The organism is Burkholderia reimsis, assembly GCF_003294055.1.
GTDB classification, from domain to species: Bacteria; Pseudomonadota; Gammaproteobacteria; order Burkholderiales; family Burkholderiaceae; genus Burkholderia; species Burkholderia cepacia.
In genome coordinates, this window is the sequence record NZ_QMFZ01000009.1 from 128,853 (window position 1) to 155,843 (window position 26,991).

The window sequence follows — 26,991 nt, forward strand, 5'->3', positions numbered from 1 at the left end:
TTACTCTGTAAAATATCAGGTGAATGTCGACCGGGAGAGAAGGAATGGGAAACGACGGAGTCGTTGCCGTGGAAAAGGCGCTTGCGCTGCTGGACTGCTTCAAGCCCGGCGCGGAATCGCAGTCGCTCGCGACGCTGTCGCAGGCATCCGGCATGCACAAGACGACGGTCTATCGGCTGATGAACTCGCTGGAGCGAATGGGCTACGTCGTGCGTGCGCAGTCCGGCAACTATTCGCTCGGACATCGCGTGCTGTACCTCGGCAAGCTGTACGAGCAGTCCTTCCATCTGTCCACGGTGGTGGAACCGGCGCTGCATGCGCTGGCCGCGCTGACGAAGGAAAGCGCATCGTACTACGTGCACGACAACGGGCAGCGGCTTTGCCTGTTTCGCGTCGAGCCGTCCGAAGGTCTACGTGAAACGCGCCTCGCGGGCACGAAGCTGCCGCTCGACGACACCGCCATCAGCCACGTGATCCGCTTCTGGGGGCTCGGCGAACCGATCTACGACAAGCCGCCTGCGCTGCCCCTCTTCACCGCCGGCGCGCGCGACGTGCACACGGCGGCGTTCGCGGTGCCGGTCTTCGGCGCCGGCGACAAGTTCATGGCGGCACTGACGCTTTCCGGTCCGGCATCCCGCCTGAGCGTCGCGCACGAGTCGGGCGAGCTCGATCGACCGCAACTGGATGCGGCCGCCGATCTCTCCCGGAAGCTGGGGGCGAGCGTCGCGCTCTGCGAGAACGTATACGGCACCTGATCGCCGCTTCGGCAAAGGTCGGGGTCGAGCCGACGAGCCGTTCGTCGCCTGACGGTGGAAACGTTCGCCCACGCCACGCCCGCGCGCTGCGGCATGACGCCTGCATCGCCGCACCGACGCGACGGCCCGTCGGCTCCGCCGAGAAAATCGATCGCGCCGGCCCGCGACCGGGCTTGCGCGGGCGGCACGGTCGACGCGCCGCCCGCGACGACGGCCGCCCTTACTCGATCGCCTTGAGCGCATCCAGCCCATCCGGCAGCTTCGTGTCCGGGAACTGCGTGGACAGCGTGGCGTCGCGCCACCGCGCCGCCTCTTCCGCGCGCTGTCGTTCCGCCTGCTCGCAGACGAACAGCGCATCGCCGCCGAGCAGCAGGCGCAGCGGCACGTCGTCGCGGCGCGACAGGTCGACGATCAGCGCCGCGATCCGCGCGGGATCGCCGATCTCGTGGCCGCCATACGCACCGAGCAGCTCGAGAATCTTGCCGACCGACGGCTGATAGTCGGGCAGCAGATCGTCGACGTCGCGCTTCGCCTGCGCGGCCCATTCGGTACGCATTCCGCCCGGTTCGAGCGTGCACACGCGCACGCCGAACGGCGCGACTTCCTTCGCGAGCACGTCGCTGAATCCGCCGACCGCCCACTTCGCGGCCTGATACGCGGACAACCCGGGCGTCGACGTCCGCCCGCCGACCGACGACACCTGGAAGATGTGCCCCGCGCGCTGCGCGCGCATCGTCGGCAGCACCGCGCGCGTCAGGTTGATCACGCCGAACAGGTTCGTTTCGACCTGATCGCGGAACACGTCGGCGCCCATCTGCTCGAACGGCGCCGTATGGCCGTAGCCCGCGTTGTTCACCAGCACGTCGATGCGGCCGAACGCGGCACGTGCCGCGGCGACGGCCTGCTCCGCCGCCGCTTCGTCGGTGACGTCGAGCGCGACCGGCAGCAAGCGGTCGCCATACCGTTCGGCCAGATCGGCCAGTCGCGCCGGGTCGCGTGCGCCGGCCACCAGTCGGTCGCCCGCCGCCAGCACGGCTTCCGAAATCGCTCGCCCGAGGCCGCGTGCGGCCCCCGTTACCATCCAGACTTTCGACATTTTCCACTCCTTGATCGTGGTGAAACGATGAAAATGAATGATTACTCACTCATTAATATGGGCGATGATGCGATCCTTGATGACCTGCATCGCCCTGCCTGAAACGCCCCGCCCGTCGTCGCGGCACGCGCCGCGCCGACGTCCATGCTTGATTCACACCGCGTGCAACACGGCCCACATCGCGCGAAACCCCGCTTCCCGGTAGGCATCGGCCCGCGCCGGATCGCGCGCGATGGATTCCATCGCGGTTTCCGCGATCGACGCGAACAACGCCGAACAGAACGCATGCGCTTCGTCGCGGTTCAGCGCGCCCGACGCGGCGACCTGTTCGCGCAGCAGCGCACCGATCCCGCCGAAGCCTTCGGAGCCGGCCGCACGATGCGCGTCGTCGATGCGCCCGCTCACGCCCAACTGCTGCAGCGCACGCCGGCCGTCCGGATTCGCGACGCCCCACGACACATAGCCGTTCCACGCATGCCGCACCGCCTGCTCGGCCGGCGCGTGTTCCGGAAACCCGGTCATCATCGCCTCGCGCAGGCCGGCCTTCAGGCTCAGGTAGAGCGCGTTCAGCAACGCATCCTTGGTCTCGAAATAGGTGAACACCGTGCCTTCCGCCACGCCGGCCAGCCTGGCGATGCGCGCGGTCGTCGCGCTCGCGCCGTCCTCGGCGAGCGCGCGCGCGGCCGCGGCGAGGATGGCGTCGTGCTTGTCGGGACTGCGCGGTCGGGCCACAATCGATTCCTTTAATGAGTGAGCGCTCAATCATAATGGGGCGATCATGGGGAATGCAAGCCCTGTTACATCCGGGGGAACCCATACGCAATCCATCAAAACCGTGCACTATTAGCGTTTTCACGTACGGGTGCGTTCACGTATCGGCGCCCTGTGCCTCGACGTTCGTTCCACGCTCACCGTTTCAGACGCGAACCTCCCATGACGAATCAGCCTACCCAGACCGCGGCCGACCGGCCCGTTGACATGATCATCTTCGGCGGCGGCGGCGACCTGGCCGCCCGCAAGCTGTTGCCCGCGCTGTACATGGCGCACCTGCACTGCAACCTGCCGCCGGAGACGCGCATCATCGCGGTCGGCCGACGCGACTGGGGCATCGACGGCTATCGCAAGTTCATGGACGAGCAGTCGCGCCCGTTCATCGACGAGAAGGCGTTCGACGCCGATGCGTGGAGCCGCTTCCTCGACCTGTTCAAGTACGTGCTGATCGACGTGAACGCGCCGGAAGACTACGCGCGGCTCGCCGAAGCGGCGCGCGGCGACGCGATCCGCGTGTTCTACCTGTCGACGTCGCCGGAGCTGTTCACGACGATCTGCGACAACCTGTCGGCCGCGCATCTCGTCGACAGGCACTCGCGCGTCGTCCTCGAAAAGCCGCTGGGCCACGATCTCGCGTCCGCGAAGGCGATCAACAACGCGGTCGGCAAGCACTTCGAGGAATCGCAGATCTACCGGATCGACCACTATCTCGGCAAGGAGACCGTGCAGAACCTGATGGTGCTGCGCTTCGGCAACCCGATCTTCGGGCCGCTGTGGCAGGCGCCGAACATCCGCAGCGTGCAGATCACGGTCGCGGAAACGGTCGGCGTCGGCAGCCGCGCGGGCTTCTACGACCATACCGGCGCGCTGCGCGACATGGTGCAGAACCACCTGCTGCAGCTGCTGTGCATCGTCGCGATGGAGCCGCCCGTGTCGCTCGACCCGGACGCGGTGCGCGACGAGAAGCTGAAGGTGCTGCGCTCGCTGCGGCCGATGTCGCTGTCGGACGTCGCGCGCGACACGGTGCGCGGCCAGTACACGGCCGGCGCGGTCGACGGCCAGCCGGTCAAGGGCTATCTCGAGGAAGACAACGTGCCGGCGGACAGCCGCGCGGAAACCTTCGTCGCGCTGCGCGCGCACATCAACAACTGGCGCTGGGCGAACGTGCCGTTCTTCCTGCGCACCGGCAAGCGGCTGCAGCGCCGCCAGTCGGAGATCGTGATCGAGTTCGCGGACATGCCGTTCTCGATCATCCCGACCGGCCCGCGCAATTACGGCAACCGCCTCGTGATCCAGTTGCAGCCGGAAGAGTCGATCCAGTTGCAGATGCTCGCGAAGGAACCGGGCAGCGGCATGAACATGGTGCCGGTGAGCCTGAACCTCGACCTGCAGCAGGCGATTCCGGAGCGGCGCGCGGAAGCGTACGAACGGCTGCTGATCGACGTGATCCGCGGCCGCCTCACGCACTTCATGCGCCGCGACGAACTCGAAGCCGCCTGGTCGTGGGTCGAGCCGATCCTCGACGGCTGGAAGCAGCTCGGCGACCGGCCGCGCCTGTACACGGCCGGCACGTTCGGGCCCGCGGCTTCGTCGGCGCTGCTCGCGCGCGACGGGATGTCGTGGGCCGAGGAAGCGTAACAAGCGCCAGCACGGCTCCCCATGACGGCATGCCGGCGGCGCGAGCGCCGTGCGGCATGCTGGTCACATCGATCGGCCCCATCATCACACCCATCGCAACGGGCGCCCGCCACGGTGCGCCCGGCTCTGTCGCGGCCCGCCGCCGTTACACGGGCCCCAGCCACGCCGCCTTGCGCCGCGTCGGCGCATCGCTGCCGCCGCCCAGCGCCTCGATCAGGTAGTCGACGAACGACGCGATCCGCGACGAGATCGCGGTATTGCGGTAGTACACCGCGTGAATCGGCTGCTGGACGTCGAGCGTCTGCCGCGCGAGCACCTGCACGAGCCGCCCGGCCTCGCGATCCTGCGCGGTCACGAAATCGGACAGGCAGACGACCCCCGTGCCCTCCAGCGCAAGCCGCCGCAGCGTTTCGCCGCTCGACGAATACACGTCCGGCTCGATGCGGCACGGCTCGCCGTCCGTGCCGAGGATCGGCCATACGTTCAACGATTCGGGCTGCGTGAAGCCGAGCAGCGTGTGCTTCGGCAGGTCCTCGACCTTGCGCGGCTGCCCGTGCGCTTCGATGTAGTCGGGGCTCGCCAGCATGCGCACCCGGCTGTTGCCGATCCGCCGGCTATGCAGCGTCGAATCCTTCAGCCGCCCGATCCGGATCGCGACGTCGGTGCGCCGCTCCAGCAGGTCGATGATGCCCTCGTTGCTGTTCAGCTCCAGCTCGACTTTCGGGAAGCGTTCGCGATAGCCGCGCACGAGCGGCACGATCACGTGCAGCATGAACGGCGTCGCCGCATCGACGCGCAGCCGCCCCGACGGCATCTCGCGCCGCGCGAGCATCTGCTCTTCCGCCGTCTCGACCGATTCGATGATCGCGCGCGCATCCTGCAGGAACGCGCGCCCTTCCTCGGTCAGTTCGAGCCGGCGCGTGGTCCGGCGCAGCAGGGTGGTCTTCAGCTTCTCCTCGAGCCGTGCGAGCGTGCGGCTCGTGGCCGACACGGTGAGGTCGAGCTGCTGGGCGGCGGCGGTGATCGAACCGGTGTCGACCACGGCGGCAAAGGCCTGGAGTTCGTCTAGGGTGATCTTCATTGTTGATTTGAAATCAAAACAATTTGGTTTATAGACGAGTTTTTCAGCAAAAGTAAAGCCGGCACACTGCGATCCATTCCTACTGAAACCCGGATCCCGTCATGCCACTCGCGTTGCTTGCGCTGACCATCAGCGCCTTTGCCATCGGCACCACCGAATTCGTGATCGTCGGGCTGATCCCGACGATCGGTGCCGACCTCGGCGTCAGCCTGCCGTCCGCCGGCCTGCTCGTCAGCCTCTATGCGCTGAGCGTCGCCATCGGCGCGCCGCTGCTCACCGCGCTCACCGGCCGCGTGCCGCGCAAGACGCTGCTCGCCGGGCTGATGGCGCTCTTCACCGTCGGCAATCTCGTCGCCTGGCAGGCGCCCAGCTACGAATCGCTGATCGTCGCGCGCATCCTCACCGGCCTCGCGCACGGCGTGTTCTTCTCGGTCGGCTCGATCATCGCGACCACGCTCGTGCCGAAGGAGAAGGCCGCCAGCGCGATCGCGACGATGTTCAGCGGCATGACCGTCGCGTTCGTCGCCGGCATTCCGCTCGGCACCTTCATCGGCCAGCACTTCGGCTGGCGCGCGACGTTCCTGATCGTCGCGCTGTTCGGCCTGGTCGCGTTCCTCGGCGCGGTCGCCTTCGTGCCGCGCGGGCTGCCGCAGACGCCGCCCGCCCCGCTCGCCCGCCAGCTGCGCGTGCTGGCCCAGCCGCGCCTGCTGCTCGTCTATGCGATGACGGCCGTCGGCTACGGCGGCTCGCTGATCGCGTTCACGTACATGGCGCCGCTGCTCGAGCAGATCGCCGGCTTCACGCCGTCGCAGGTCAGCCTCGTGCTCGTCGGCTACGGCGTGTCGGTCGCGGTCGGCAACGTGTGGGGCGGCAAGCTCGCGGATGCCGTCGGCCCCGTGAAGGCGCTCAAGCGGATCTTCCTGCTGCTCGCGATCGTGCTGCTCGCGCTGACCTTCACGATCCACGTGAAATGGCTCGCGGTGCTGACGATGCTCGCGTGGGGCGCGGTCGCGTTCGGCAACGTGCCGGGGCTGCAGGTGTACGTCGTCAAGCAGGCGCGCCACTTCGCGCCGGACGCCACCGACGTCGCATCGGGTTTCAACATCGCCGCCTTCAACCTCGGCGTGGCCGGCGGCTCGTCGCTGGGCGGCCTGATCGTCGCGAACGTCGGCCTCGGCCACACGCCGTGGATCGCCGCCGTCGTCACGCTTGGCGCGTTCGCGCTCACCGCATTGAGCGGCCGTCTCGACCGCAGCCACGGGCTGCCGGAACGCACGGCCGAACCCGTCGAACTCGCCCATTGAACGTCACCTATTCACAGGAGCCACCCGTATGAACGCATCGACCCGACGTCCGCCGTTCGCCGGCAAGACTTTCGAAGTCCGTTACGACGGCCTCACCGCGCTCAACGCATACGACGAGGACGGCCTCCACATGCGCTACGAGATCACCGAAGGCCCGTACGCGGGCGCGAAGGGTGAAGTCGAATACACGTGGCAACTCATCGTCGGCGAGGCCTACGCGATCTCGTGGCAGGAAGCCGATCGCGCCACCGTCGTGCACATCGACGATTTCGCCGCCGGCACGTCGCGCTCGTTCTTCACCGCGTCGTCGCTCGATTTCTACCGGCTCGACGGCAGCCTGCGCACGGTCTGAACGGACGGAGCCCCCAATCATGCCCACTTCACTCGACAGGCTCGCCGACGGCGGCTTCAGCATCGGCATCGAACTGCCGCTCGACAACGACTGGACCCCGTCCGGCAACGCGAAACGCCGGCACGACGGCCGCCACCCGGGCGTGCCCGACCTCGACATCCACGCGGAGCTCGCGCAACTGGCCGACACGCTCGGTTTTCGCGCACTCTGGGTGCGCGACGTGCCGGTGTACGACCCGTCGTTCGGCGACGCCGCGCAGGTGTTCGAAACGTTCTCGTATCTCGGCTACCTCGCCGGGATCACGCACGACATCCTGCTCGGCACGGCGGCCGTCGTGCTGCCGCTGCGCGAACCGCTGCTGACGCTGAAATCGGCCGCGACGATCCAGGAACTGAGCGGCGGCCGCCTGATGCTCGGCGTCGCGAGCGGCGACCGGCCGGTCGAATATCCGCTGTTCGGCCGCGACTTCGCGTCGCGCGGCGCGAATTTCCGCGACCAGGTCGCGCTGCTGCGCGACGGCGCGCGCGGGCACCTGCCGCCGGGCCTCGAGGTGCTGCCGGCCGCGCGCTCGCCGGTGCCGCTGCTCGTCGCGGGTCTCGCGCAGCAGACGCCCGCGTGGATCGGCGAACACATGGACGGCTGCCTCGCGTATCCGGGCACGCCGGCCGATCACCTGCAGCGCGCCGCGAACTGGCGCGCGGTGGCCGGCGACAAGCCGTACGTGAGCTTCATCCACCTCGACCTCGCGGAAGATCCGCACGAGCCGCTGCAGCGGCACCGCTTCGGCGCCCGCGCCGGACGCATCGCGCTGACGGAAGAACTCGCGGCGATGCGCGACGCGGGCGTACGGCACATCGGCCTGCATTTCCGCCGCAACTGCCGCCCGCTCGACGAGACGATGGCCGAGATCGCGGCGGACGTGCTGCCGATATTCCACGCGAATACGAAGGCAAACGCGCAGACGTGCGCCGCATAAGGCCGGCAACGGCCTCGAGCGAGCCCGCCGCACGACCGATATTTGAATTCAAATCAAATATTTTTGACCTCTAAAGGCGTTTATCTCATCAGTATCAAGCGCCAGAATGACTTCCATACCGCAACCGTTCCACCCCTTTCAGGAGCACTTGATGAGCAACATTCCCGCATTCGGCCTCGGTACGTTCCGCCTGCAAGGCCAGGTGGTCATCGACTCGGTGCGTAACGGCCTCGAAGTGGGTTACCGCGCGATCGACACCGCGCAGATCTACGGCAACGAAGCCGAAGTCGGCGAAGCGATCGCCGCGTCGGGCGTGCGCCGCGAAGACCTGTTCCTCACGACGAAGATCTGGGTCGACAACTACGCACCGGAAAAGCTCGTCGCGAGCCTCGAGGAAAGCCTGCGCAAGCTGCGCACCGACTATGTCGACCTGACGCTGATCCACTGGCCGGCCCCGGGCAACGGCGTGTCGCTCCAGGCGTTCATGACCGCGCTGGCCGACGCGAAGGCGAAGGGCCTCACGCGCCAGATCGGCATCTCGAACTTCAACATCGAACTGACGAAGGAAGCGATCGCGGCCGTCGGCAAGGATGCGATCGCGACGAACCAGATCGAACTGAGCCCGTACCTGCAGAACCGCAAGCTCGTCGAGTTCCTGAACGCCGAAGGCATCCACGTGACGTCGTACATGACGCTCGCGTACGGCAAGGTGCTCGGCGACCCGGTGATCGGCGCGATCGCACAGCGTCACGACGCGACGCCGGCACAGGTCGCACTCGCGTGGGCGCTGCAGCTCGGCTACTCGGTGATTCCGTCGTCGACGAAGCGCGAGAACCTCGCGAGCAACCTGCTCGCGCAGACGCTGCGCCTGACCGACGAAGACATGGCGCAGATCGCCGCGCTGGAGCGCAACGGCCGCGAAGTCGACCCGGCCGGCCTCGCGCCGAAGTGGGACTAAACGCACCGCTCTCTCGATCGAATCGTCCGCGGCCAGCCGGCCGCGGCCCCGACAGGACTCCATCATGACCCAGGACCCGCTTTTCCAACCGCTGCAATTCGGCGCGCTGACGCTGCCGAACCGCATCGTGATGCCGCCGATGACGCGTTCGCGCGCCAGCCAGCCCGGCGACGAAGCCAACGAACTGATGGCCGCGTATTACGCGCAGCGCGCGAGTGCGGGCCTGATCGTCAGCGAAGGCACCTACATCGCGCCGCTCGGCAAGGGCTACGCATGGACGCCCGGCATTCACACGCCGTCGCAGGTCGCCGGCTGGCGCAAGGTGACGGACGCCGTGCATGCCGCGCACGGCCGCATCTTCGCGCAGCTGTGGCACGTCGGCCGCCTGAGCCACACGAGCCTGCTCGGCGGCGCGCAACCCGTATCGTCGTCGCCGCTCCAGGCGAAGGGCGTGAACGTGTTCATCGCCGGTGAGGACGGCAGCACGCCGGGCTTCGTGCAGGCATCCGAGCCGCGCGCGCTGTCCGTCGACGAAATCCACGAGATCGTCGACCAGTACCGCACCGCCGCGCGCCACGCGATCGAAGCCGGCTTCGACGGCGTCGAGCTGCACGGCGCGAATGGCTACCTCGTCAACCAGTTCATCGATTCGAATGCGAACACGCGTACCGACCAATACGGCGGCTCGCTGGAGAACCGGCTGCGCTTCCTGCGTGAAGTCACGCAGGCGCTGATCGAAGGCACCGGCGACGCGTCGCGCGTCGGCATCCGCCTCGCGCCACTGACCACGTTGAACGGCTGCGTCGACGACGATCCGGAAACGACCTACCTCGCCGCCGCGAAGCTGCTCGGCGAGCTCGGCGTCGGCTACCTGCACATCGCGGAAGCCGACTGGGACGACGCGCCGCTGATGCCGGTCGCATTCAAGCAGCAGCTGCGCGCCGCGTACCCGGGCGTGCTGATCTACGCCGGCGCGTACACCGCCGAGCGCGCACGCGAAGCGATCGCCGCCGGCTGGGCCGACCTCGTCGCGTTCGGCCGCCCGTTCGTCGCGAACCCCGACCTGCCCGAACGCCTGCGCACCGGCGCCGCGCTCGCGCCGCACGACCGCAACACGTTGTTCGGCGGCGGTGCCCAGGGCCTGACCGACTACCCGACGCTCGCGCAAGCCGCTGCGTAACGATTCATCGGAGTCCGGCATGAAAGCAACGCTCGCCCGGCTCGCGTTCGGCGCGATCCTGCCGTTCGCGGCGGCCCGGGCGGCGCACGCCGCGCCGGCCGCCCCCGCGGCCGACCGGTATCCGTCCGTCCAGGGCGCGAACGACGCGTTCGGCGGCGACACCTGAGTGGGCGTCGGAGGTCTATCCGAATCCACACACGCAGGATGAATTCCCGATCGACCAGTACATGCGCGCGAAGCGCGGCATCTGCAACCTGGAGCGGATCGACAGCCGCGCGCTGGTGCGCGACAAGGCGTGGGAACTCCCGTTCGTGCTCGGCCAGCCGCTGTACGTCGGCTCCACGCAGGTCAACATCAACCCGGTTGCGATCCGCCGATCGCCCCTCCGCCTCCCGACCATCGCGGCCGCTAGCGCCGCGATCGTCATTTCCGGGTTGCAGCCCGCGCCATCGGCGTCTAGTGTTGACGAGATCGACTTCATACGACCGTCACCCGACCTGAGAGGACGCTCCGCCATGCCCAGCCGTTCCCCGACACGCGACATGCTGTTAGCCCTTGCGGCCAGTCTCTATTGCGCGGCGTTCACCGCGCCCGCGCATGCCGACGAGGCCGCCGGCCTCGCGCCGCCCGAGCCGGCCACGCCGGTGCTGTCGACCACCGCGAGCGGCATGCAGGTCTATGCATGCGAATACGACGCCGGGCACCGGCTCGCGTGGGCATTCCAGTACCCCGAAGCCCTGCTGTTCGATGCCGGCGGCACGCTCGTCGTCCGGCACGGCGCGGGCCCGTCGTGGGAGGCACTCGACGGCAGCCGCATCACCGGCAAGAAGCTCGCGGAAGCGCCGGGCACACACCCGGGCAGCGTTCCTCAACTGCTGCTCGCGGCCACGCCGGCCGCAACCGGCACGCTTGCCGGCGTGCGCTTCGTGCAGCGGCTCGACACGGCGGGCGGCACCCCGCCGGCCGCGACGTGCACGACCGAGCATGCGGTCGGACGCTTTCCTTACTTCGCGCGTTATGTGTTCCTGAAGTGAAGTGAGGTGACGTGACATGAGGTGAGGTAACGCCCGGCGCCGCCGGCACCGGGCATCTTCCCGCTTCCTGCCGCCACGCCGCCATTCATTCAGTTTTCCTGTCTTTCATGCGAACAAGCGTGGCAGCGTCGCCCCCCGCGTTACGCCCGTTCAGCGTATCCGCATCGACAACTCGACTTCGCCGCCGAACGGCACCGACAGATAGCCGTTTTCCGGCGCGCGCACGTACGCAAGGTAGTCGGGGCTGTATTCCGCGTTGTCGGCCACGACGAACGCCCCCGCCTCGAGGTGAGGTTCGACCAGCGCCAGAATCTCCGGATACAGCCCTTTCGCGCCGTCGAGCAGCAACAGGTCGACCGAATCCGGAAGATCGGCGGCCAGCGTGCGCAGCGCATCGCCTTCGCGAATCTCCACGAGATCGGCGAGCCCGGCCGCCGTCAGGTTCGCCCTCGCGCGCGCGACCTTCGACGGTTCGAACTCGCTCGTGATCAGCCGGCCACCGCCGTTGTCACGCAGCGCGGCCGCGAGATGCAGCGTCGAAATGCCGAACGACGTGCCGAATTCGACGATCGCCCGCGCGCCGCCGCTGCGCGCGAGCATGTACAGCAGCGTGCCCGTCTCGCGCGACACGGGAAGCGGATAGTCCTTCAGGCGCGCATACAGATCGGTGTAGTCCGTCTTGCTGCGCATCAGCCGCGCCTGTTCGTCGCGCGACACGTTGGCAAAGGCCGGGCTCGTCGCGGGCGACGACGCCTCGGCTTCGTCGAACAGGCGCGCGAGCAGCGACGCCAGCGGGTCGTGAATCAGGGTGGTCATGCGGATCTCCAGTGTCAGGTTGAGTGCGTCAGTGCGCCCGACTAGAATATGACGAACTATTCAGGTTTTACTATTCGCATTGGCCAACCGCCCATGACCGACCGTCGAAATGCCCCGATTGCCACGCGCAAGCTGCCTCGGCAGGCGCGCTCGACCCGTCTCGTCGAAGACGTCCTCCAGGCTGCTGTTCAGGTTTTGGCGACCGAAGGCGCGCAGCGCTTCACGATGGCGCGCGTCGCCGAGCGCGCCGGCGTGAGCGTCGGCTCGCTGTACCAGTACTTCCCGAACAAGGCGTCGGTGCTGTTCCGGCTGCAGCACGACGAATGGCGGCAGACGTCCGACATGCTGTGCCAAATACTGCAGGACACGCAGAAGACGCCGCCCGAGCGACTGCGCACGGCCGTCCATGCGTTCATCCAGTCGGAATGCGACGAGGCGGGCATGCGCATCGCGCTCGACGACGCCGCACCGCTCTATCGCGACGCGCCCGAAGCACAGGAAGTGAGAGCCGAAGGCAACCGGGTCTTCAGCGCATTCATGCGCGAAGCGTTGCCCGGCGTGCCCGACACCACGCATGCGCTCGCCTGCGAGCTGATCAAGACAACGCTCACGTCGGGCGGCAAGGCGTTCTCCGAAACCGCGCGCACGCCGGCGGAAATCGACGCCTATTCGACCGCGATGGCCGACATGTTCTGCGCGTACCTCGCGCATCTCGCACGCGACTGACGCGACCGGCGCGACCGAAGCGACGAGGGCCGGAACGCGCGAGCGCAAGCCGCGTGCGGCACCGGTATCATCCGGGTGCCGCTTGTACACGGCCGCGCATCGCGTCGCGTCGCGCGCCGCCGTTTTCATGCGCGTGCACCGCCTCGATGAAAGATATTCGTAATATTCAATGCCTCACCCGCTCCCGCCCTGCCCGTCGACCCCGCATTCAAATAGTCGCCTTAACGGATTCGAACTAGGCGTATACACGCGTGTCGTCGCGACGGAGCCCGGTTGCACGCCGATATAAGCGCTGCGACATGCGCTGCATGCACTTCCCCCGATGGGACGTGATGGGCCGCTCGCCTAACCTTCGCTACGGCAAAGCACACGTGACGGGGTCGACCACACCACGCGTCGTCCGACGCGACACCCTCGCGATCGTTTCGATTCGCACGTGACGACACGCATCACGCGTCATTCGTCCCCACGACGTTGCCGACAAATCCCAACTAGATACGAGACACCCTGACGACGGTTCGCTACGGGCCGTTTCAGCATGCTGATAAAGGAGCAAGCTCATGAGTGATACCCCGGTGCAGCCGACGGTCGACGTCGGCGCGGCAGAATCTGACTTTGGCACCCAGGGAGTCATCGACCGGTACTTCGGCATTTCGTCGCGCGGCAGCACGCAACGCACCGAGATCGTCGCCGGCGTCACCACCTTCCTCGCGATGGTCTATTCCGTGTTCGTCGTGCCCGGCATGTTCGGCAAGGCCGGCTTCGACACGAGCGCGGTGTTCGTCGCGGTCTGCCTCACGACCGCGTTCGGCTCGCTGCTGATGGGCCTGTGGGCGAAGCTGCCGATCGCGATCGGCTGCGCGATCTCGCTGACCGCGTTCACCGCGTTCGGCCTCGTGCTCGGCAAGGGGCTGCATCCGACGGTCGCGCTCGGCGCCGTGTTCCTGATGGGCCTCGTGTTCACCGGCATCTCGGTGACCGGCGTGCGCTCGTGGATCCTGCGCAACCTGCCCGCGGGCGTCGCGCACGGCACCGGGATCGGCATCGGCCTGTTCCTGCTGCTGATCGCGTCGAACGACGTCGGCCTCGTGATCAAGAACCCGGGCGCCGGCCTGCCGGTCTCGCTCGGCCAGATCACCGCCCTCCCGGTGATCATGTCCGTTGTCGGCCTCGCCGCGATCTTCGGCCTCGAGAAGCGTCGCGTGCCGGGCGGCATCCTGCTCGTCGTGATCGCGATCTCGATCTTCGGGCTGATCTTCGATCCCGCCGTGAAGTACCACGGCGTCTTCGCGCTGCCGTCGCTGAGCGCACCGGGCCATGCATCGCTGATCGGCGCGATGGACATCAAGGGCGCGCTGTCGATGGCCGTGCTGCCGAGCGTGCTGGCGCTGGTGATGACCGCCGTGTTCGACGCGACCGGCACGATCCGCGCGGTCGCGGGCCAGGCCGGCCAGCTCGACGAGAACGGCCGCATCATCAACGGCGGCCGCGCGCTGACCGCCGATTCGATCAGCTCGATCTTCTCCGGTTTCCTCGGCGGCGCGCCGGCGGCGGCCTACATCGAGTCGAGCGTCGGCGTGGCCGCCGGTGCGAAGACGGGCCTCGCGGCCGCCGTGGTCGGCCTGCTGTTCCTCGTCGTGATGTTCTTCTCGCCGCTCGCGGGCCTCGTGCCGTCGTACGCCACCGCACCCGCGCTGATGTACGTCGGCCTGCTGATGCTCGGCAGCGTGAGCAAGCTGCACATGGACGACATGGTCGACGCGATGTCGGGCCTCGTGTGCGCGGTGTTCATCGTGCTGACCGCGAACATCGTGACGGGCATCATGCTCGGCTTCTCGACGCTCGTGATCGGCCGCATCGCCAGCGGCGAATTCCGCAAGCTGAACGTCGGCACCGTGCTGATCGCGGCCGTGCTCGTCACGTTCTATCTCGGCGGCTGGGCGATCTGACCGCGAAACATGCGCGACGTTGCCTGCAGAAGGGCGGCGCGCATCGGGACGACATCGTCTCCTCCACCATCGTCGTTGATGGTCTCCAGGCCTGGGAACGCAAGTTTCCAGGCTTTTTTTGTGCGTGCAGTGCAGCACGATGCGCGGCGCGGCAACAGCGCGACGCAAATCCGCAGCCGGTGCTACGATCGCGCTTTGCCCCCTTCAGGAGCCGCGATGAACGCGCTCGGCATCGTCTCCGAATCGAGCACCCGGACCTCGGCGCGCAAGCCGCCGTTCATCCCGTCGTTCGGGTTCCACGAAGTGCATGAATCGCAGCCGATCGACGCGCCGCCCGCGCGCATCATCGACGCCGTCGCGTCGCTCGACATGCGTGCCGATCCCGTCATCGACGCGCTGCTCATGGTGCGCGAATTCCCGGCCGCCGTCGCCGGCGCGCTCCGCAACGGGCCGGCCCGCCCCGAACACGCGCGCTTCGGCTTCGACTCGTTCACGCTGCTCCACCGCGACGACACATCGCTGTCGCTCGGCCTCGTCGGCCGCTTCTGGCGTCCCACGCCCGACGTTCGAACGATCGCCGACGCAACGGCCTTCGTGCGGCACGACGACCCGCGCGATGCGAAGCTGGTGCTCCGCTTCGAGGTCGTCGGGCTCGCATCGGGCGCGCACATGCTGCGCACGGAAACGTTCATCCACTGCCCGAGCGAGCGCACGCGCTGGCTGCTCACGCCGTACTGGCTCGCGATCCGGCTGGGAAGCGGCTGGATCCGGCGCCGTACGCTGGCGGCCGTCGAAACGGCACTCGTCAGAACGGCTTGATCACGACCAGCCCGACGACGATCGCCGTCGCGGCCACGACCGCGCCCGCCGCCTGACCGAGCCACGGTGTCGGCACGACGACGAGATCGTCGCGCTCCATGCGCCGCAGCGTGCCGGCCAGCATGCCGTGCAGCGCCGACAGCGCGACGACGACCGCAAGCTTCACCGACAGCCACGCCGCGCCGAACCAGTGCCCGTTCAGCGCGATCGAGACACCCGTGATCCAGACGATCGCGAGTGCAGGCGCCGTCACCATGCGATCCCAGCGCCGCACCGCGCGATGCACGGCGAGGTTCGCGATCCGGACACCGACGGACAGCATCAGCAGCCCGCCGACGAACGTGACGACGGCCGCCACGTGCACGGTCTTCATCATCAGGTAGATCATCGCGCGTGCCTCCGGCGCGCGATCCATCCCGCACTCGCCAGCCCCGCGAACGGCACGACGGCCGACAGCACGAGCCGCGCGACGTCGCCCCTGCTCCACAGCCCGCTCGATGCGGTGCCGACGACCGCCCACACGTACATCGCGAACGCGATGCCGTGGACCGGCCCCATGATCGATACCGCGACCGGATAACCGGCCAGATGCTTGAGCGGCACGGCGACGCACACCAGCACGACGAGTGTGGTCGCCTCCAGCAACGACAGGTACTGCAGGTTCCGCAACGCGTCGCGATCGTCTTGTTTCATCGGCGGGGCTCCAGGTTGATCCGCCGCGATTGTCGCGTGTGGTGCGGGTTCGAGCCATTGGCTAGAATGACATCTTTCAACGGATTCTGGCCAAACCCTCGAACGCCATGCATACGGTCGCCGTGCTCGCCTTGCCCGATGTCGTCCCGTTCGATCTGGGCGTTGCATGCGACACGTTCGCACGCGTGCGTGCGCCCGGTGTCGAACAGGCCTACCGCGTATGCGTGTGCAGCGAGCATCCGCACGTCGCCGGCGACCTGTTCGAGCTGCGGCCCCCGTTTCGCCTCGATGCGCTCGCCGACGCCGATACGATCGTCGTCCCCGGCACGTCGGTGCCGCTCGCCCCCACGTCACGCCGTGCGATTGCCGCCCTGCGCGAAGCGGCCGCGCGCGGGTGCCGGATCGCGTCGATCTGCAGCGGCGCGTTCGTGCTCGCGGAAGCCGGGTTGCTCGACGGCCTGCGCGCGACGACGCACTGGCTCGCGGCCGCCGAACTCGCACGCCGCTATCCGGACGTCGACGTCGATCCGAACGTGCTGTTCGTCGACAACGGGCGCATCCTGACGTCGGCCGGCGCGGCGGCCGGCCTCGACCTGTGCCTGCACATGATCCAGGCCGACTACGGCGCGGCGGTTGCCGTCGACGCCGCACGCAGCGCGGTGGCGCCGCGCGTGCGCGAAGGCGGGCAGGCGCAGTTCATCGCGCCGGAATGGCCGGCCGCCACCGACGGGCTGCACGACCTGATGGACTGGCTCCAGGCGAACCTGCGCAAGCCGCTCACGCTCGACGAGATGGCCCGCAAGGCATCGACGAGCGTGCGCACGCTGACGCGGCGCTTCCAGGAACAGACCGGCACGTCGCCGCGGCAATGGCTGCAGACCGCGCGCGTCCGGCATGCGCAGCAGTTGCTGGAGGTGACCGCGCTGTCGATCGAGCATGTCGCGACGGAAGCGGGATTCGGTTCGGTCACCGCGTTTCGCGAGCGGTTCGCGCGCATCGTCGGCACGTCGCCGCAGCGGTATCGTCGCGCGTTCCGCGCGCGCGCCGGCGCGTGACGTTCGCAACGTCACCGCCGCCTGCGCAACGGCACGCGATGTGTCGAGCCGGCGCGGCACCGCGTGCATGCAACCATCGGGATCGCGACCGAAAACCGCCGCCGCCCCGCCTCGTTCGCCACACTGTCGCGCCAACCGGACCCGATCGATGACCCGCATCCGCAATCCCCTGAACATCGCGCAGCTCCAGGCGTTCGTCTCCGCCGCACATCACAAGAGCCTGCGCGCCGCGGCGCGCGAACTCGGCGTCACGCAGCCCGCGATCACGCATACGATCCGCGAGCTCGAAACGGCGCTCAACGCGGAGCTGCTCGCGCGCAGCGTCCGCGGCGTCGAGCTGACCGCGTGCGGCCATGCGCTGCTGCCGCGCGCCGAGCAACTGCTCGGCGATATCCGCCGCACGGTCGAAGCCGTCGAACAGGTGAAGGGCGAGATGTCCGGCCGGGTCGCGGTCGGCACGATGCCGTCGATCGCGCTGACCGCGCTGCCGCGCGCGGTGACGGCGTTCCGCCGGTCGATGCCGGACGTGAGCCTGCATCTCGAGGAAGTGACGGTGCCCGACGCGCTCGCGCAGTTGCGCAACGGCACGCTCGACATCGCTGCGATGCACCACGTGCCCGCGCTCGATCGCGATTTCACGCAGTTGCCGCTGCTGTCGACCGAATTCACCGTCGTGATGCGCGAAGGCCACCCGCTCGCGCACGCGCGCCGGTTAGAGGAATTGCTCGATGCCGAGTGGATCGTCACCGTCGGCGCCGAGCAGTTTCCGCACAGCGTGATGGTCGGGATGTTCCAGGCGCACGGGCTGCCGCTGCCGAAGCGGCTCTTGCGCTCGCCGATGTCGTTCGCGGTGACGCTCGGGCTCGTCGCGCGCTCGGACGTGATCGGCTGCTTCACGCGCCCGCTCGCCGCGACGGTCGCGCCGCTCGGCATCCGCACGGCCGAACTCGACGAGCGCATGCCGCGCTTCGACCTGTCGATCATCGCGCGGCGCGACCTGCTGCCCACGCCTGCCGTCACGCAATTCGTCACGTGCCTGCAGCGTGCGGTCAACGAAACGCTCGGCTGAATCGTTCCTGTGTCTGAAACGGCGGCGCACGCACCCCGCCGCCGCCGGGCCCGGTATCGGGGCTTGTCCTAGGCGCCCTGCCGGTATTTTGTCTTGATAATCTTGCGCACGTCGCGCGCCCGCATCGGGTGGGCGAAACGGACAGCCTGCCGCGAAGCCGCGGCCGGCCGAAGGCTTACGGCGCGGCACAACCGCGCACCCATCGAACAAAACGAGGAGTCACCTGGTGAAAAAGATTCTTGCGGCTGTGACCGTTGCCCTGCTCGCCGTATCGGCCGGCAGCGCGTATGCGAAGGACTGGTCGACCGTGCGGTTCGGCGTCGACGCAAGCTACCCGCCTTTCGAATCGAAAGGCGCTGACGGCAAGGTTGTGGGTTTCGACGTCGATCTCGGCAACGAAATCTGCCGCCGCATGAACGCGAAGTGCGTGTGGATCGAAAACGACTTCGACGGGATGATTCCGGCACTGAAGGCCCGCAAGTTCGACGGCGTGCTGTCGTCGATGTCGATGACGCCGGCGCGTCAGGAACAGATCGCCTTCTCGGCGAAGCTGTTCAACACGCCGACGCGCCTCGTCACGAAGAAGGGCGCCGGCCTGCAGCCGACGGCCGAATCGCTGAAGGGCAAGTCGGTCGGCGTCGAGCAGGGCACGATCCAGGAAACCTACGCGAAGACGTACTGGGCATCGAAGGGCGTGAACGTCGTGCCCTACCAGAACCAGGACCAGGTCTACGCCGACCTGATCTCGGGCCGTCTGGACGGCGCGCTGCAGGACGCGGTGCAGGCTGAGATCGGCTTCCTGAAGACGCCGCGCGGCGCGAACTTCGACTTCGCCGGCAAGGATCTCGACGATCCGAAGACGCTCGGCAACGGCGCCGGTATCGGCCTGCGCAAGGAAGACACCGACCTGAAGACGAAGATCGACGGCGCGATCGCCGGCATGCGCAAGGACGGCACGTACGACAAGATCGCGAAGAAGTACTTCGATTTCGACGTCTACGGCAAGTAATCCGCCACGCAAGCGCACGCTTCGCTTCGGCACGAACGGGCTCCGCAAGGAGCCCGTTTTTTTGCGCACGCGGTACCGGCAGCGTTATTTTTTCCGCACCAACCTGATGATTCACAACGAAAATCGGCGCGTTCTGGCGCCGGTTTGATGGGGGCGAGGAAGGCAACGTACAATCGATCTTCCACGCACACCGGATCATTCGCGGCTGCGCCGCACTCCCCCATCATGCAAACGCAGACCCATCCGCTGATTTCCCCCGCCGTCGGTACCGAACGCCAGATCACGAGCTTTCACTACGGCCCGCGCGGCGGCAAGAAGGTCTACATCCAGTCGTCGCTGCACGCGGACGAGCTGCCCGGCATGCTGGTCGCCACGCTGCTGCGCCGCAAGATCGCCGCGCTCGAAACGGCCGGCAAGCTGCGCGGCGAAGTCGTCATCGTGCCCGTGCCGAACCCGATCGGCCTGTCGCAGCACGTGTTCGGCGATCACCTCGGCCGCTTCGAGCTCGGCTCGATGCAGAACTTCAACCGCAATTTCCACGATCTCGCGGCGCTCGTGCTGCCGCACGTCGAAAGCCGCCTCACGAACGACGCGCAGCGCAATCTCGTCGCCGTGCGCGCGGCGATGCGTGAAGCGCTCGACGAGCAGAAGCCGCGCACCGAGCTCGATTCGCAGCGCCTCGCGCTGCAGAAGCTGTCGTTCGACGCCGATATCGTGCTCGACCTGCACTGCGACAACGATGCGGTGATGCACCTGTACACGAACCCCGATTTGTGGGCGGATGTCGAGCCGCTGGCGCGCTATCTCGATGCACAGGCGTCGCTGCTCGCGCTGAATTCGGTCGGCAACCCGTTCGACGAAATCCACAGCTTCTGCTGGTCGGACCTGCGCAACCGCTTCGGCGACCGCTTCCCGATCCCGAACGGCGCGATTTCCGTCACGGTCGAACTGCGCAGCGAACGCGACGTGTCGTACGAATTCGCCGAAAAGGACGCGCAGGCGATCGTCGAATACCTGACCGAGCGCGGTGTCGTCGAAGGCACGCCGGCGCCGCTGCCGCCGCTCGCGCATCCGGCCACGCCGCTCGCGGGCACCGATCCGCTCGTCGCGCCCGTGTCGGGCGTGATCGTGTTCCGCACGCCGGTCGGCGTGATGATCGAGGCCGGCCAGGCCGTGGCCGACATCGTCGATCCGCTGACCGATCGTGTCGTCACGCTGAAGAGCAGCGTGTCGGGCGTGCTGTACGCGCGCCAGATCGTGCGCTTCGCGACGGCCGGCATGGAAGTCGCGCGTATCGCGGGCGCGACCGCGATACGCACGGGTTCGCTGCTGTCGGCCTGAGCGGCCGGCCCCGCGCGCCGGGTCACGGCGCGTATCGGGCATCCCCCGGCGCTCACCCGCGCGCACCAACGAAATCGCCCGCTTGCGCGGGCGATCTGCTTTCCGGAATGCCCGGCGATCCATCCGGCCGGGCGAAGGCACGCGTGGGCGTTCAGAACGCCGGCACGATCGCGCCGCCGAACTTCTGGTCGATGAACTTGCGCACGTCGGCCGATTCATAGGCCGCGACGAGCTTCTTCACCCACGGCTTGTCCTTGTCCTGCGCGCGCACGGCGATCAGGTTCGCGTACGGCCCGCGCAGGTCCTCGATCGCGATCGCATCCTTCACCGGCGTGAGCCCGGCCTTCACCGCGTAGTCGGTGTTGATCGACGCGGCATCGACGTCGGGCAGCGCGCGCGGCAGCTGCGCGGAGTCGAGTTCGACGATCTTGATCTTCTTCGGGTTCTCGGCGACGTCGAGCGGCGTCGCGTTCACGCCGTTGGCGCCGACGCCCGGCTTCAGCTTGATCACGCCGTATTTCTGCAGCAGCAGCAGCGCGCGGTTGCCGTTCGACGGATCGTTCTGGATCCCGACCTTCGCGCCCACCGGCAAGTCCTTCAGCGACTTGATCTTCTTCGAATAGAAACCCATCGGCGCGGTGTAGGTGAGCCCGACGTTGACGATCTTGTAGCCGCGCTGCTTGATCTGGCTGTCGAGGAACGGCTGGTGCTGGAAGCCGTTCGCGTCCAGGTCGCCGGCATCGAGCGCCGCGTTCGGCTGCACGTAGTCGTTGAATTCGATGACCTTGATCGCGAGGCCTTCGCGTGCGGCGACCTTCGTCACCTCGGTCCAGATCTGCGCGTCGGGGCCGCTCATCGTGCCGATCTTCAGCGTTTGCGAGTCGGCGTGCGCGCCGGGCGCCGCGAATGCCAGTGCGGCTGCGAGCGCGCCGAGGCCGGTCAGGAATGAACGTCGCATGGTGTCCTCTTGTCCCGTGTCGTTTGTTGGAAGACGGATCGTGGCACGGGGCCGGAACGCCACCAACCAAGCTTATTTCATGTGCATATTCCGGGGCCGGATCGATTCTCAGCCGAATTCGGTATAACCCCGGGCAGCGCAACCGGGCAGAATTCAATGTCGCATCGGCGCCACACATTCTTCATATGACAGTCGCTGTCATATTCATTACGTGGCCCCTCGATAAAGTTGCCGCCGGTCCGTGAAAGCGCCCATAGAGAGCGCCGGAACCGCAACTGGACACGCCATTTATTCGCTCGGAGAATCCTTTGAACAAGAAACTGTTGACCATCGCCGTCCTGGCAGCAACGGCCGGCACGGCGCACGCACAAAGCAGCGTGACGCTGTACGGCGTCATCGATGCCGGTATCAGCTACGTGAACCACAGCAAGACCGCCAACGGCGGCTCGGGCAAGCTGTTCAAGTATGACGACGGCGTTGCCCAGGGCAGCCGTTGGGGCCTGCGCGGCACCGAAGACCTCGGCGGCGGCCTGAAGGCGATCTTCGTGCTCGAAAACGGCTTCAACAGCGGTAACGGCACGATCGGCCAGGGCGGCGCGATCTTCGGTCGCCAGGCTTACGTCGGCCTGAGCCAGTCGCAATACGGCACGGTCACGTTCGGCCGCCAGTACTCGTTCTCGACCGACATCCTCGGCTCGAACTACTCGACGGGCGGCAACACGGTCGCGGGCAACTACGCGTACCACGTGAACGACATCGACCAGCTCACGTCGAGCCGCATCAACAACGCCGTGAAGTTCCAGAGCGCGAACTACTCGGGCTTCACGTTCGGCGCGTTGTACGGCTTCTCGAACTCGACGGACTTCGCCGGCGCACCGGCAACGACGTCGGGCACGACGACGACGGCAGGCTCGTCGCGCGCATACAGCTTCGGCCTGAACTACGCGAACGGCCCGTTCTCGCTCGGCGCCGCGTACACGGACATCCGCTTCCCGAGCCAGTCGACGCCGGCATTCTCGACGACGATCGCGAACCTGAGCACGGGCAACGTCCGCGACCTGCGCACCTACGGTGTGGGCGGCCGTTACGTCTGGGGCCCGGCAACGGCATGGCTGCTGTGGACGCGTACGCAGTTCTCGACCGTCTCGGGCGCAGGCGGCACGTTCTACAACGCGTATGAAGCAGGTGCGAAGTACGCGTTCACGCCGGCTCTGTCGGGCGGCCTCGGCTACACGTACACGAACGCGACGCAGAACGGCAACTCGTGGCACTGGAACCAGGTCAACGGCATCGCCGACTACGCACTCAGCAAGCGTACCGACGTGTACGGCCTGGTCGTGTACCAGCAGGCATCGGGCAAGGGCGTGCAAGCGCAGATCGGCTCGAGCACGAGCTACTTCAACACGTCGGGCACGGGTTCGAAGAACCAGATCGCCGCACGTATCGGTATCCGTCACAAGTTCTAAAGCATCCGCTTAACTCGCGGATCACGACGGCAAGAAGCGCCCCGCTCCACGCGGGGCGCTTTTTTATGGGCTTTTAAGTTTCGCTTAATTCTGGGCTGAGAGGATGCTCTCACCCCCCCTGTTGGCCGCCTGAACATCGGCGGCTTTTTTTTTAACCGCCGACGGCGCCGCCATCGATTGCCCACAAGACAGGATCGGAGGCCATGATGATCGAAGATACCGTTTTCAGCCATCTGCACGCGATTCTGACGTGCCAACACTCGATGCCGGTCCAGAGCTGCCGCGTATCGGTCGAAATGCAGCGCCCGTGGGGGCGGCCGTATCGTCTCGTCGAATGGACGATGCATCTCGACGCACCCGCGCGGCGCCAGATCGTGCCGGCCGAATCGACCGACGAAGAGATCGCCGAGGTCGTCGCGTCGCACGTGCCGGGCCGGCTTTACGGCGACGGCCGGCTGCAGTTCTGAACGCCGTCCCGTTCCACCCGCTGCCTGTCTTTCGAGCGCGCCGCACGCATCGTGCGGCAGTCGGTCTCGTTTGATGCGGCAATGAAACCTGCTACGCTGCGCGTTTTCGTCCACGCAACACATGATGGAAAACGCATTCAACGAACGCGGCGTGATGATCACGCGCAACGGCCTGTCGGCCGCCGGGCAGGTATTCGCGCTGCGTGACATCCGCCACGTCGATGTCGTCAAGATTCCGAAAAACCGCCTCGTGCCGTCGCTGATCTCGCTGATCGGCGCGGCCGCCGCCGTGGCGGGCGGCATCGCCGGATCGAGCGCCGCGCTCGTCGTCGGCGTGATGCTCGCCGTCGTCGGTTATCTCGCGTGGACCACGCAGGACGTCACGTATCGCCTGATGGTCGAGATGCCCGACGGCAAGCGCGAAGCGCTGTCGAGCGTCGACGTCGAGTTCGTCGAACGCGTTGCGCAGGTCGTGCGCGATGCGCGGGCCGCAACGACGGCCGGCTGATTCCGTTCGCATCCCTGCACGCTTCGATCCGTGGTGCCCGGCCGCGCGCGGCGCGTTTCGCGTCGCGCAACGGCGCCCTCGATTGCCCCCGTCGAATCGCATTCCACCACCGCGTCGCCTGCGCTGCGTACGCCGACCGCCTAGTATGGAAAGAGCGGCTCGTCGCCGCATCGTCCGAGGAGGCCAGCATGAACGTCCAGACGCTGTCCGGCACGCTTCGCGCGCAGGAACTGCTGATCGTGTCGATGATCCGCGCGCTTCCCCCTGACGCACGCCGTGCGCTCGTCGACCTCTACACCGAACAGATCGCGTTCGCCGAACAGGCCGGCCTCGAAGGCCACGGCGATCGCGCGACGCACGATGCGTTCATCACGCATGCACGCAACCTGCTGATCCGCATCGAAGCACTCGCCTAGGGCCTGTTCACGCTCGTGACGGGCCGGCGCCAGGGCCCGCGCTTCTCCCGTATTTCCCGCCACGGCAGGCCCGAGCCGCGCAGGTGAGCGCTCACCCACGCGTGCCGCCTTTCGTTCTTGTATTGATAATAATTCTCATTTACACTGGCAAAATTGTCAGTTGCCTTTCAATTCGCCGCCCGCCGCATTCCGTGCGCGGGCGGGCCAGCCAGGTGAACGCGTCACCCAGCCAGCCTTCGGGCTTGTTTTCGTCAATGGGAGACCACCTGTGCATTGCTATACGCTGGCGCGGCGGCCGATCTGTGCCGCGCTGTTCGGCGCGTTCGGCCTGTCCGCCGCCCCGGCTCACGCCGATTCGTCGCCGCAAGGCGCCACCCCGCCTTCCACCCTGCTCGTTGCCGCGTCCACGCGCGGCGATGCGGCGCTGCTCGATCCCGTCACCGTCACGGCCAACCGCACCGCAACGGCCACGAGCCGCACGGCTGCGTCCGTCTCGGTAGTCACCGACGAGGATCTGGAGGAGCAGCAGGCCACCAACATCAAGGATGCATTGCGCTACGAGCCGGGCATCACGGTGCGCCGCACCGCGTACCGGCCCGGCAGCGCCGCGCTCGGCGGCGGCCGCGACGGCGATTCGAGCATCAACATCCGCGGCCTCGAAGGCAATCGCGTGCTGCTGATGGAAGACGGCATCCGCCTGCCGAACGCGTTTTCATTCGGCCCGCTCGAAGCGGGGCGCGGCGACTACGCCGATCTCGACACACTCAAGCGCATCGAGATCCTGCGCGGACCGGCGTCGGCGCTCTACGGCAGCGACGGCCTGACCGGCGCGGTGAACTTCATCACGAAGGATCCGCGCGACCTGCTGTCGATCTACAACAAGCCCACCTACTTCTCGTTCCGGCCGAGCTACGACTCGGCCGACCGCAGCATCGGCGCGACCGTATCGGCCGCGGGCGGCAACGATCGCGTCCAGGGAATGATCATCGCCGACGGGCGGCGCGGTCACGAGGTCGACACGCGCGGCAGCAACAACTCGGCGAGCACGCTGCGCACCACGTCGAACCCGCAGGACGTCTATTCGGAATCGCTGCTCGGCAAGCTCGTGCTGACGCCCACCGCGCGCGACACGTTCAAGCTCACCGCCGAAACGGTGCAGCGGCGCGTGAGCACCGACGTGCTGTCCGCGATCAATCCGCCGACCACGCTCGGCCTCACGACGAACGACCGGCTCGAACGCAACCGCTTCAGCGTCGGCTACGATTTCCGCGACGATGCGTCCCGCTGGTTCCAGACCGCGCACGTGCAGTTCTACTACCAGGACGCGAAGCAGGACCAGTACGCGTTCGAGACGCGCGGCGCGCCGCTGAAATCGCGCTCGCGCGACAACCAGTACAAGGAACGCACGTTCGGCGGCTCGGCGTTCGCCGAAAGCGGCTTCACGACCGGGCCGTTCGCGCACAAGCTGCTGTATGGCGTCGACGGCAGCGTATCGCGCGTGACGAACCTGCGCGACGGCACGGTGCCGGGCGTCGGCGAAGCGTTCCCGAACAAGGCGTTCCCCGACACCGACTACACGCTGTTCGGTGCGTTCCTGCAGGACCAGATCGGCTACGGCCGCCTGCTCGTCACGCCGGGCCTGCGCTTCGACACGTACCGGCTGAGCCCGACCGCAAACGATCCGCTGTTCACCGGCAAGGCCGTGTCGACCAGCGCGAACGAACTGTCGCCGCGCGTCGCCGTGCTCTACGAGATCACACCGGCGGTCATTCCGTACGTGCAGTACGCGCACGGCTTCCGCGCACCGACACCCGACCAGGTGAACAGCAGTTTCTCGAACCCGGTGCACGGCTACACGTCGATCGGCAATCCGAACCTGAAGCCCGAGACGAGCGATACCTTCGAAGCCGGGCTGCGCGGCAAGGCCGGCACCGGCTACGGCGTCGTGCGCTACAGCGCGGCCGCGTTCACGGGCCGCTACCGCAACTTCATCTCGCGCACGACGATCGCCGGCAGCGGCCGGCCGGCCGATCCGTCCGTGTTCCAGTACGTGAACTTCGCCGACGCGCGCATCCACGGCCTCGAAGGCCGTGCCGAATGGGTGATGCCGAACGGCATCACGCTGAAGACGGCGATGGCGTTCACGAAGGGCTCGACGCAGAACGACGGCGCGGCGAGCCAGCCGCTCAACACCGTCAACCCGTTCTCCGCCGTGTTCGGCGTGCGCTACGAACCGACCGAACGCTGGTTCGTGCAGACCGACCTGCTGTTCCAGGCCGCGAAACGCGACAAGGACATCGACAAGTCCGACTGTTCGAACAAGACGTGCTTCTCGCCGCCGTCGTCGTTCGTCGTCGACCTGCGCGGCGGCTACCGCTTCAACAAGCACGTGAGCGCGACGATCGGCATCCGCAACCTGTTCGACCGCAAATACTGGAACTGGTCGGACGTGCGCGGCATCGCAGCCGATTCGCAGGTGCTCGATGCATATACGTCGTCCGGCCGCACGGTCGCCGTCAGCATGAAAGTGGATTTCTGATGCGCGCCGCCCGCG

28 protein-coding genes and 1 pseudogene are annotated in these 26,991 nt (G+C 67.3%); 22 read left to right on the forward strand and 7 right to left on the reverse strand.

From position 1 onward, the window contains the following. The first annotated feature begins 44 nt into the window (after nt 1-44). Nucleotides 45-755: an IclR family transcriptional regulator gene (locus DPV79_RS13440; protein ID WP_113045620.1), complete on the forward strand. Its 711-nt coding sequence runs from the start codon at nt 45-47 to the stop codon at nt 753-755. A gap of 220 nt (nt 756-975) precedes the next feature. Here the strand turns inward: DPV79_RS13440 and DPV79_RS13445 are convergent, their stop codons facing one another. Together DPV79_RS13445 and DPV79_RS13450 are read right to left on the reverse strand one after the other, a co-directional pair. Beyond that, nucleotides 976-1,851, reverse strand: a complete 876-nt coding sequence (locus DPV79_RS13445; RefSeq protein WP_113045621.1) for an SDR family NAD(P)-dependent oxidoreductase — start codon at nt 1,849-1,851, stop codon at nt 976-978. A 153-nt stretch (nt 1,852-2,004) separates the two neighbouring features. Then, complete coding sequence (locus DPV79_RS13450) at nt 2,005-2,583, reverse strand: TetR/AcrR family transcriptional regulator (RefSeq protein WP_059857072.1); 579 nt, start codon at nt 2,581-2,583, stop codon at nt 2,005-2,007. A 201-nt stretch (nt 2,584-2,784) separates the two neighbouring features. Here DPV79_RS13450 and zwf point away from each other — a divergent pair, with 201 nt between their 5' ends. Continuing rightward, entirely contained in the window at nt 2,785-4,260 is a 1,476-nt protein-coding gene (zwf, locus tag DPV79_RS13455; protein WP_042972725.1) for a glucose-6-phosphate dehydrogenase, read from the forward strand. A gap of 145 nt (nt 4,261-4,405) precedes the next feature. On the opposite strand, the gene DPV79_RS13460 is transcribed toward zwf, so the two are convergent. Next, on the reverse strand, nt 4,406-5,341 hold the full coding sequence (locus DPV79_RS13460; protein WP_113045622.1) for a LysR family transcriptional regulator: 936 nt from the start codon (nt 5,339-5,341) through the stop codon (nt 4,406-4,408). A gap of 101 nt (nt 5,342-5,442) precedes the next feature. On the opposite strand from DPV79_RS13460, the gene DPV79_RS13465 reads away from it, so the two are divergent. From DPV79_RS13465 to DPV79_RS13495, 8 genes and pseudogenes are all read left to right on the forward strand, one after another. Further along, a complete protein-coding gene (locus tag DPV79_RS13465) occupies nt 5,443-6,645 on the forward strand; it encodes an MFS transporter (protein WP_059487487.1) in 1,203 nt (400 codons plus the stop codon). Nucleotides 6,646-6,673: 28 nt separating this feature from the next. Beyond that, nucleotides 6,674-6,997: a MoaF-related domain-containing protein gene (locus DPV79_RS13470; protein WP_060220009.1), complete on the forward strand. Its 324-nt coding sequence runs from the start codon at nt 6,674-6,676 to the stop codon at nt 6,995-6,997. Between the two features lie 19 nt (nt 6,998-7,016). Then, entirely contained in the window at nt 7,017-7,973 is a 957-nt protein-coding gene (locus DPV79_RS13475) for an LLM class oxidoreductase (RefSeq protein ID WP_113045623.1), read from the forward strand. Between the two features lie 151 nt (nt 7,974-8,124). Then, entirely contained in the window at nt 8,125-8,931 is an 807-nt protein-coding gene (dkgB, locus tag DPV79_RS13480) for a 2,5-didehydrogluconate reductase DkgB (protein WP_059863740.1), read from the forward strand. A 64-nt stretch (nt 8,932-8,995) separates the two neighbouring features. Further along, the gene (locus DPV79_RS13485; RefSeq protein ID WP_113045624.1) at nt 8,996-10,111 is read left to right on the forward strand and encodes an alkene reductase; all 1,116 of its coding nucleotides are present in this window, start codon (nt 8,996-8,998) and stop codon (nt 10,109-10,111) included. A gap of 19 nt (nt 10,112-10,130) precedes the next feature. Continuing rightward, a complete protein-coding gene (locus DPV79_RS43050; protein WP_196482337.1) occupies nt 10,131-10,277 on the forward strand; it encodes a hypothetical protein in 147 nt (48 codons plus the stop codon). A 1-nt stretch (nt 10,278) separates the two neighbouring features. Further along, nucleotides 10,279-10,485: pseudogene (locus DPV79_RS43755) on the forward strand (cyclase family protein); the annotation flags it as partial. 141 nt (nt 10,486-10,626) lie between these two features. Further along, nucleotides 10,627-11,145, forward strand: coding sequence for a DUF3455 domain-containing protein (locus tag DPV79_RS13495; RefSeq protein ID WP_059621779.1), 519 nt, complete (start codon nt 10,627-10,629; stop codon nt 11,143-11,145). Between the two features lie 150 nt (nt 11,146-11,295). Here DPV79_RS13495 and DPV79_RS13500 read toward each other — a convergent pair whose 3' ends face one another. Beyond that, nucleotides 11,296-11,961, reverse strand: coding sequence for an O-methyltransferase (locus tag DPV79_RS13500; protein ID WP_113045625.1), 666 nt, complete (start codon nt 11,959-11,961; stop codon nt 11,296-11,298). A gap of 48 nt (nt 11,962-12,009) precedes the next feature. On the opposite strand from DPV79_RS13500, the gene DPV79_RS13505 reads away from it, so the two are divergent. The 3 genes from DPV79_RS13505 to DPV79_RS13515 all read left to right on the forward strand — a co-directional run bounded on the left by DPV79_RS13505 (nt 12,010) and on the right by DPV79_RS13515 (nt 15,455). Next, nucleotides 12,010-12,687, forward strand: coding sequence for a TetR/AcrR family transcriptional regulator (locus DPV79_RS13505; protein WP_113045626.1), 678 nt, complete (start codon nt 12,010-12,012; stop codon nt 12,685-12,687). Between the two features lie 560 nt (nt 12,688-13,247). Then, complete coding sequence (locus DPV79_RS13510; RefSeq protein ID WP_021156467.1) at nt 13,248-14,636, forward strand: NCS2 family permease; 1,389 nt, start codon at nt 13,248-13,250, stop codon at nt 14,634-14,636. Between the two features lie 216 nt (nt 14,637-14,852). Continuing rightward, on the forward strand, nt 14,853-15,455 hold the full coding sequence (locus tag DPV79_RS13515) for a hypothetical protein (RefSeq protein ID WP_021156468.1): 603 nt from the start codon (nt 14,853-14,855) through the stop codon (nt 15,453-15,455). Here DPV79_RS13515 and DPV79_RS13520 read toward each other — a convergent pair. Together DPV79_RS13520 and DPV79_RS13525 are read right to left on the reverse strand one after the other, a co-directional pair. Continuing rightward, entirely contained in the window at nt 15,442-15,843 is a 402-nt protein-coding gene (locus DPV79_RS13520; RefSeq protein WP_059676103.1) for a CopD family protein, read from the reverse strand. The genes DPV79_RS13515 and DPV79_RS13520 overlap by 14 nt on opposite strands. Then, nucleotides 15,840-16,148, reverse strand: a complete 309-nt coding sequence (locus tag DPV79_RS13525; RefSeq protein WP_048023487.1) for a DUF3817 domain-containing protein — start codon at nt 16,146-16,148, stop codon at nt 15,840-15,842. The genes DPV79_RS13520 and DPV79_RS13525 overlap by 4 nt, the downstream gene beginning before the upstream one ends. A gap of 107 nt (nt 16,149-16,255) precedes the next feature. Between DPV79_RS13525 and DPV79_RS13530 the strand changes: the two genes are divergently transcribed. The 4 genes from DPV79_RS13530 to DPV79_RS13545 all read left to right on the forward strand — a co-directional run bounded on the left by DPV79_RS13530 (nt 16,256) and on the right by DPV79_RS13545 (nt 20,622). Beyond that, the gene (locus DPV79_RS13530; RefSeq protein WP_113045627.1) at nt 16,256-17,203 is read left to right on the forward strand and encodes a GlxA family transcriptional regulator; all 948 of its coding nucleotides are present in this window, start codon (nt 16,256-16,258) and stop codon (nt 17,201-17,203) included. Between the two features lie 148 nt (nt 17,204-17,351). Next, nucleotides 17,352-18,272, forward strand: coding sequence for a LysR family transcriptional regulator (locus DPV79_RS13535; protein ID WP_021156472.1), 921 nt, complete (start codon nt 17,352-17,354; stop codon nt 18,270-18,272). Nucleotides 18,273-18,498: 226 nt separating this feature from the next. Then, nucleotides 18,499-19,281 (forward strand): ABC transporter substrate-binding protein, encoded by a 783-nt coding sequence (locus DPV79_RS13540; protein WP_059621785.1) that lies wholly within the window; start codon nt 18,499-18,501, stop codon nt 19,279-19,281. Between the two features lie 225 nt (nt 19,282-19,506). Beyond that, entirely contained in the window at nt 19,507-20,622 is a 1,116-nt protein-coding gene (locus tag DPV79_RS13545) for a succinylglutamate desuccinylase/aspartoacylase family protein (protein WP_113045628.1), read from the forward strand. 151 nt (nt 20,623-20,773) lie between these two features. Here the strand turns inward: DPV79_RS13545 and DPV79_RS13550 are convergent, their stop codons facing one another. After that, nucleotides 20,774-21,580, reverse strand: coding sequence for a MetQ/NlpA family ABC transporter substrate-binding protein (locus DPV79_RS13550; RefSeq protein ID WP_113045629.1), 807 nt, complete (start codon nt 21,578-21,580; stop codon nt 20,774-20,776). Nucleotides 21,581-21,888: 308 nt separating this feature from the next. Here DPV79_RS13550 and DPV79_RS13560 point away from each other — a divergent pair, with 308 nt between their 5' ends. The 5 genes from DPV79_RS13560 (at nt 21,889) to DPV79_RS13580 (ending at nt 26,976) form a co-directional block, all read left to right on the forward strand. After that, complete coding sequence (locus DPV79_RS13560; RefSeq protein WP_021156477.1) at nt 21,889-23,046, forward strand: porin; 1,158 nt, start codon at nt 21,889-21,891, stop codon at nt 23,044-23,046. A gap of 206 nt (nt 23,047-23,252) precedes the next feature. After that, nucleotides 23,253-23,513: a DUF2866 domain-containing protein gene (locus DPV79_RS13565; protein WP_011353838.1), complete on the forward strand. Its 261-nt coding sequence runs from the start codon at nt 23,253-23,255 to the stop codon at nt 23,511-23,513. A 124-nt stretch (nt 23,514-23,637) separates the two neighbouring features. Then, nucleotides 23,638-24,021 (forward strand): DUF6232 family protein, encoded by a 384-nt coding sequence (locus tag DPV79_RS13570; protein WP_059684083.1) that lies wholly within the window; start codon nt 23,638-23,640, stop codon nt 24,019-24,021. A 188-nt stretch (nt 24,022-24,209) separates the two neighbouring features. Continuing rightward, nucleotides 24,210-24,437: a hypothetical protein gene (locus DPV79_RS13575; RefSeq protein WP_021156479.1), complete on the forward strand. Its 228-nt coding sequence runs from the start codon at nt 24,210-24,212 to the stop codon at nt 24,435-24,437. Between the two features lie 268 nt (nt 24,438-24,705). Beyond that, nucleotides 24,706-26,976: a TonB-dependent hemoglobin/transferrin/lactoferrin family receptor gene (locus tag DPV79_RS13580; RefSeq protein WP_113045630.1), complete on the forward strand. Its 2,271-nt coding sequence runs from the start codon at nt 24,706-24,708 to the stop codon at nt 26,974-26,976. Nucleotides 26,977-26,991 lie beyond the last annotated feature (15 nt).

Bases quoted from the DNA above. Each gene is read 5' to 3' on its own strand.
- DPV79_RS13440 (WP_113045620.1), top strand. From the start codon at position 45: ATGGGAAACGACGGAGTCGTTGCCGTGGAAAAGGCGCTTGCGCTGCTG.
- DPV79_RS13445 (WP_113045621.1), bottom strand. From the start codon at position 1,851: ATGTCGAAAGTCTGGATGGTAACGGGGGCCGCACGCGGCCTCGGGCGA.
- zwf (WP_042972725.1), top strand. From the start codon at position 2,785: ATGACGAATCAGCCTACCCAGACCGCGGCCGACCGGCCCGTTGACATG.
- DPV79_RS13460 (WP_113045622.1), bottom strand. From the start codon at position 5,341: ATGAAGATCACCCTAGACGAACTCCAGGCCTTTGCCGCCGTGGTCGAC.
- DPV79_RS13465 (WP_059487487.1), top strand. From the start codon at position 5,443: ATGCCACTCGCGTTGCTTGCGCTGACCATCAGCGCCTTTGCCATCGGC.
- DPV79_RS13470 (WP_060220009.1), top strand. From the start codon at position 6,674: ATGAACGCATCGACCCGACGTCCGCCGTTCGCCGGCAAGACTTTCGAA.
- DPV79_RS13475 (WP_113045623.1), top strand. From the start codon at position 7,017: ATGCCCACTTCACTCGACAGGCTCGCCGACGGCGGCTTCAGCATCGGC.
- dkgB (WP_059863740.1), top strand. From the start codon at position 8,125: ATGAGCAACATTCCCGCATTCGGCCTCGGTACGTTCCGCCTGCAAGGC.
- DPV79_RS13485 (WP_113045624.1), top strand. From the start codon at position 8,996: ATGACCCAGGACCCGCTTTTCCAACCGCTGCAATTCGGCGCGCTGACG.
- DPV79_RS43050 (WP_196482337.1), top strand. From the start codon at position 10,131: ATGAAAGCAACGCTCGCCCGGCTCGCGTTCGGCGCGATCCTGCCGTTC.
- DPV79_RS13495 (WP_059621779.1), top strand. From the start codon at position 10,627: ATGCCCAGCCGTTCCCCGACACGCGACATGCTGTTAGCCCTTGCGGCC.
- DPV79_RS13500 (WP_113045625.1), bottom strand. From the start codon at position 11,961: ATGACCACCCTGATTCACGACCCGCTGGCGTCGCTGCTCGCGCGCCTG.
- DPV79_RS13505 (WP_113045626.1), top strand. From the start codon at position 12,010: ATGACGAACTATTCAGGTTTTACTATTCGCATTGGCCAACCGCCCATG.
- DPV79_RS13510 (WP_021156467.1), top strand. From the start codon at position 13,248: ATGAGTGATACCCCGGTGCAGCCGACGGTCGACGTCGGCGCGGCAGAA.
- DPV79_RS13515 (WP_021156468.1), top strand. From the start codon at position 14,853: ATGAACGCGCTCGGCATCGTCTCCGAATCGAGCACCCGGACCTCGGCG.
- DPV79_RS13520 (WP_059676103.1), bottom strand. From the start codon at position 15,843: ATGATCTACCTGATGATGAAGACCGTGCACGTGGCGGCCGTCGTCACG.
- DPV79_RS13525 (WP_048023487.1), bottom strand. From the start codon at position 16,148: ATGAAACAAGACGATCGCGACGCGTTGCGGAACCTGCAGTACCTGTCG.
- DPV79_RS13530 (WP_113045627.1), top strand. From the start codon at position 16,256: ATGCATACGGTCGCCGTGCTCGCCTTGCCCGATGTCGTCCCGTTCGAT.
- DPV79_RS13535 (WP_021156472.1), top strand. From the start codon at position 17,352: ATGACCCGCATCCGCAATCCCCTGAACATCGCGCAGCTCCAGGCGTTC.
- DPV79_RS13545 (WP_113045628.1), top strand. From the start codon at position 19,507: ATGCAAACGCAGACCCATCCGCTGATTTCCCCCGCCGTCGGTACCGAA.
- DPV79_RS13550 (WP_113045629.1), bottom strand. From the start codon at position 21,580: ATGCGACGTTCATTCCTGACCGGCCTCGGCGCGCTCGCAGCCGCACTG.
- DPV79_RS13565 (WP_011353838.1), top strand. From the start codon at position 23,253: ATGATCGAAGATACCGTTTTCAGCCATCTGCACGCGATTCTGACGTGC.
- DPV79_RS13570 (WP_059684083.1), top strand. From the start codon at position 23,638: ATGGAAAACGCATTCAACGAACGCGGCGTGATGATCACGCGCAACGGC.
- DPV79_RS13575 (WP_021156479.1), top strand. From the start codon at position 24,210: ATGAACGTCCAGACGCTGTCCGGCACGCTTCGCGCGCAGGAACTGCTG.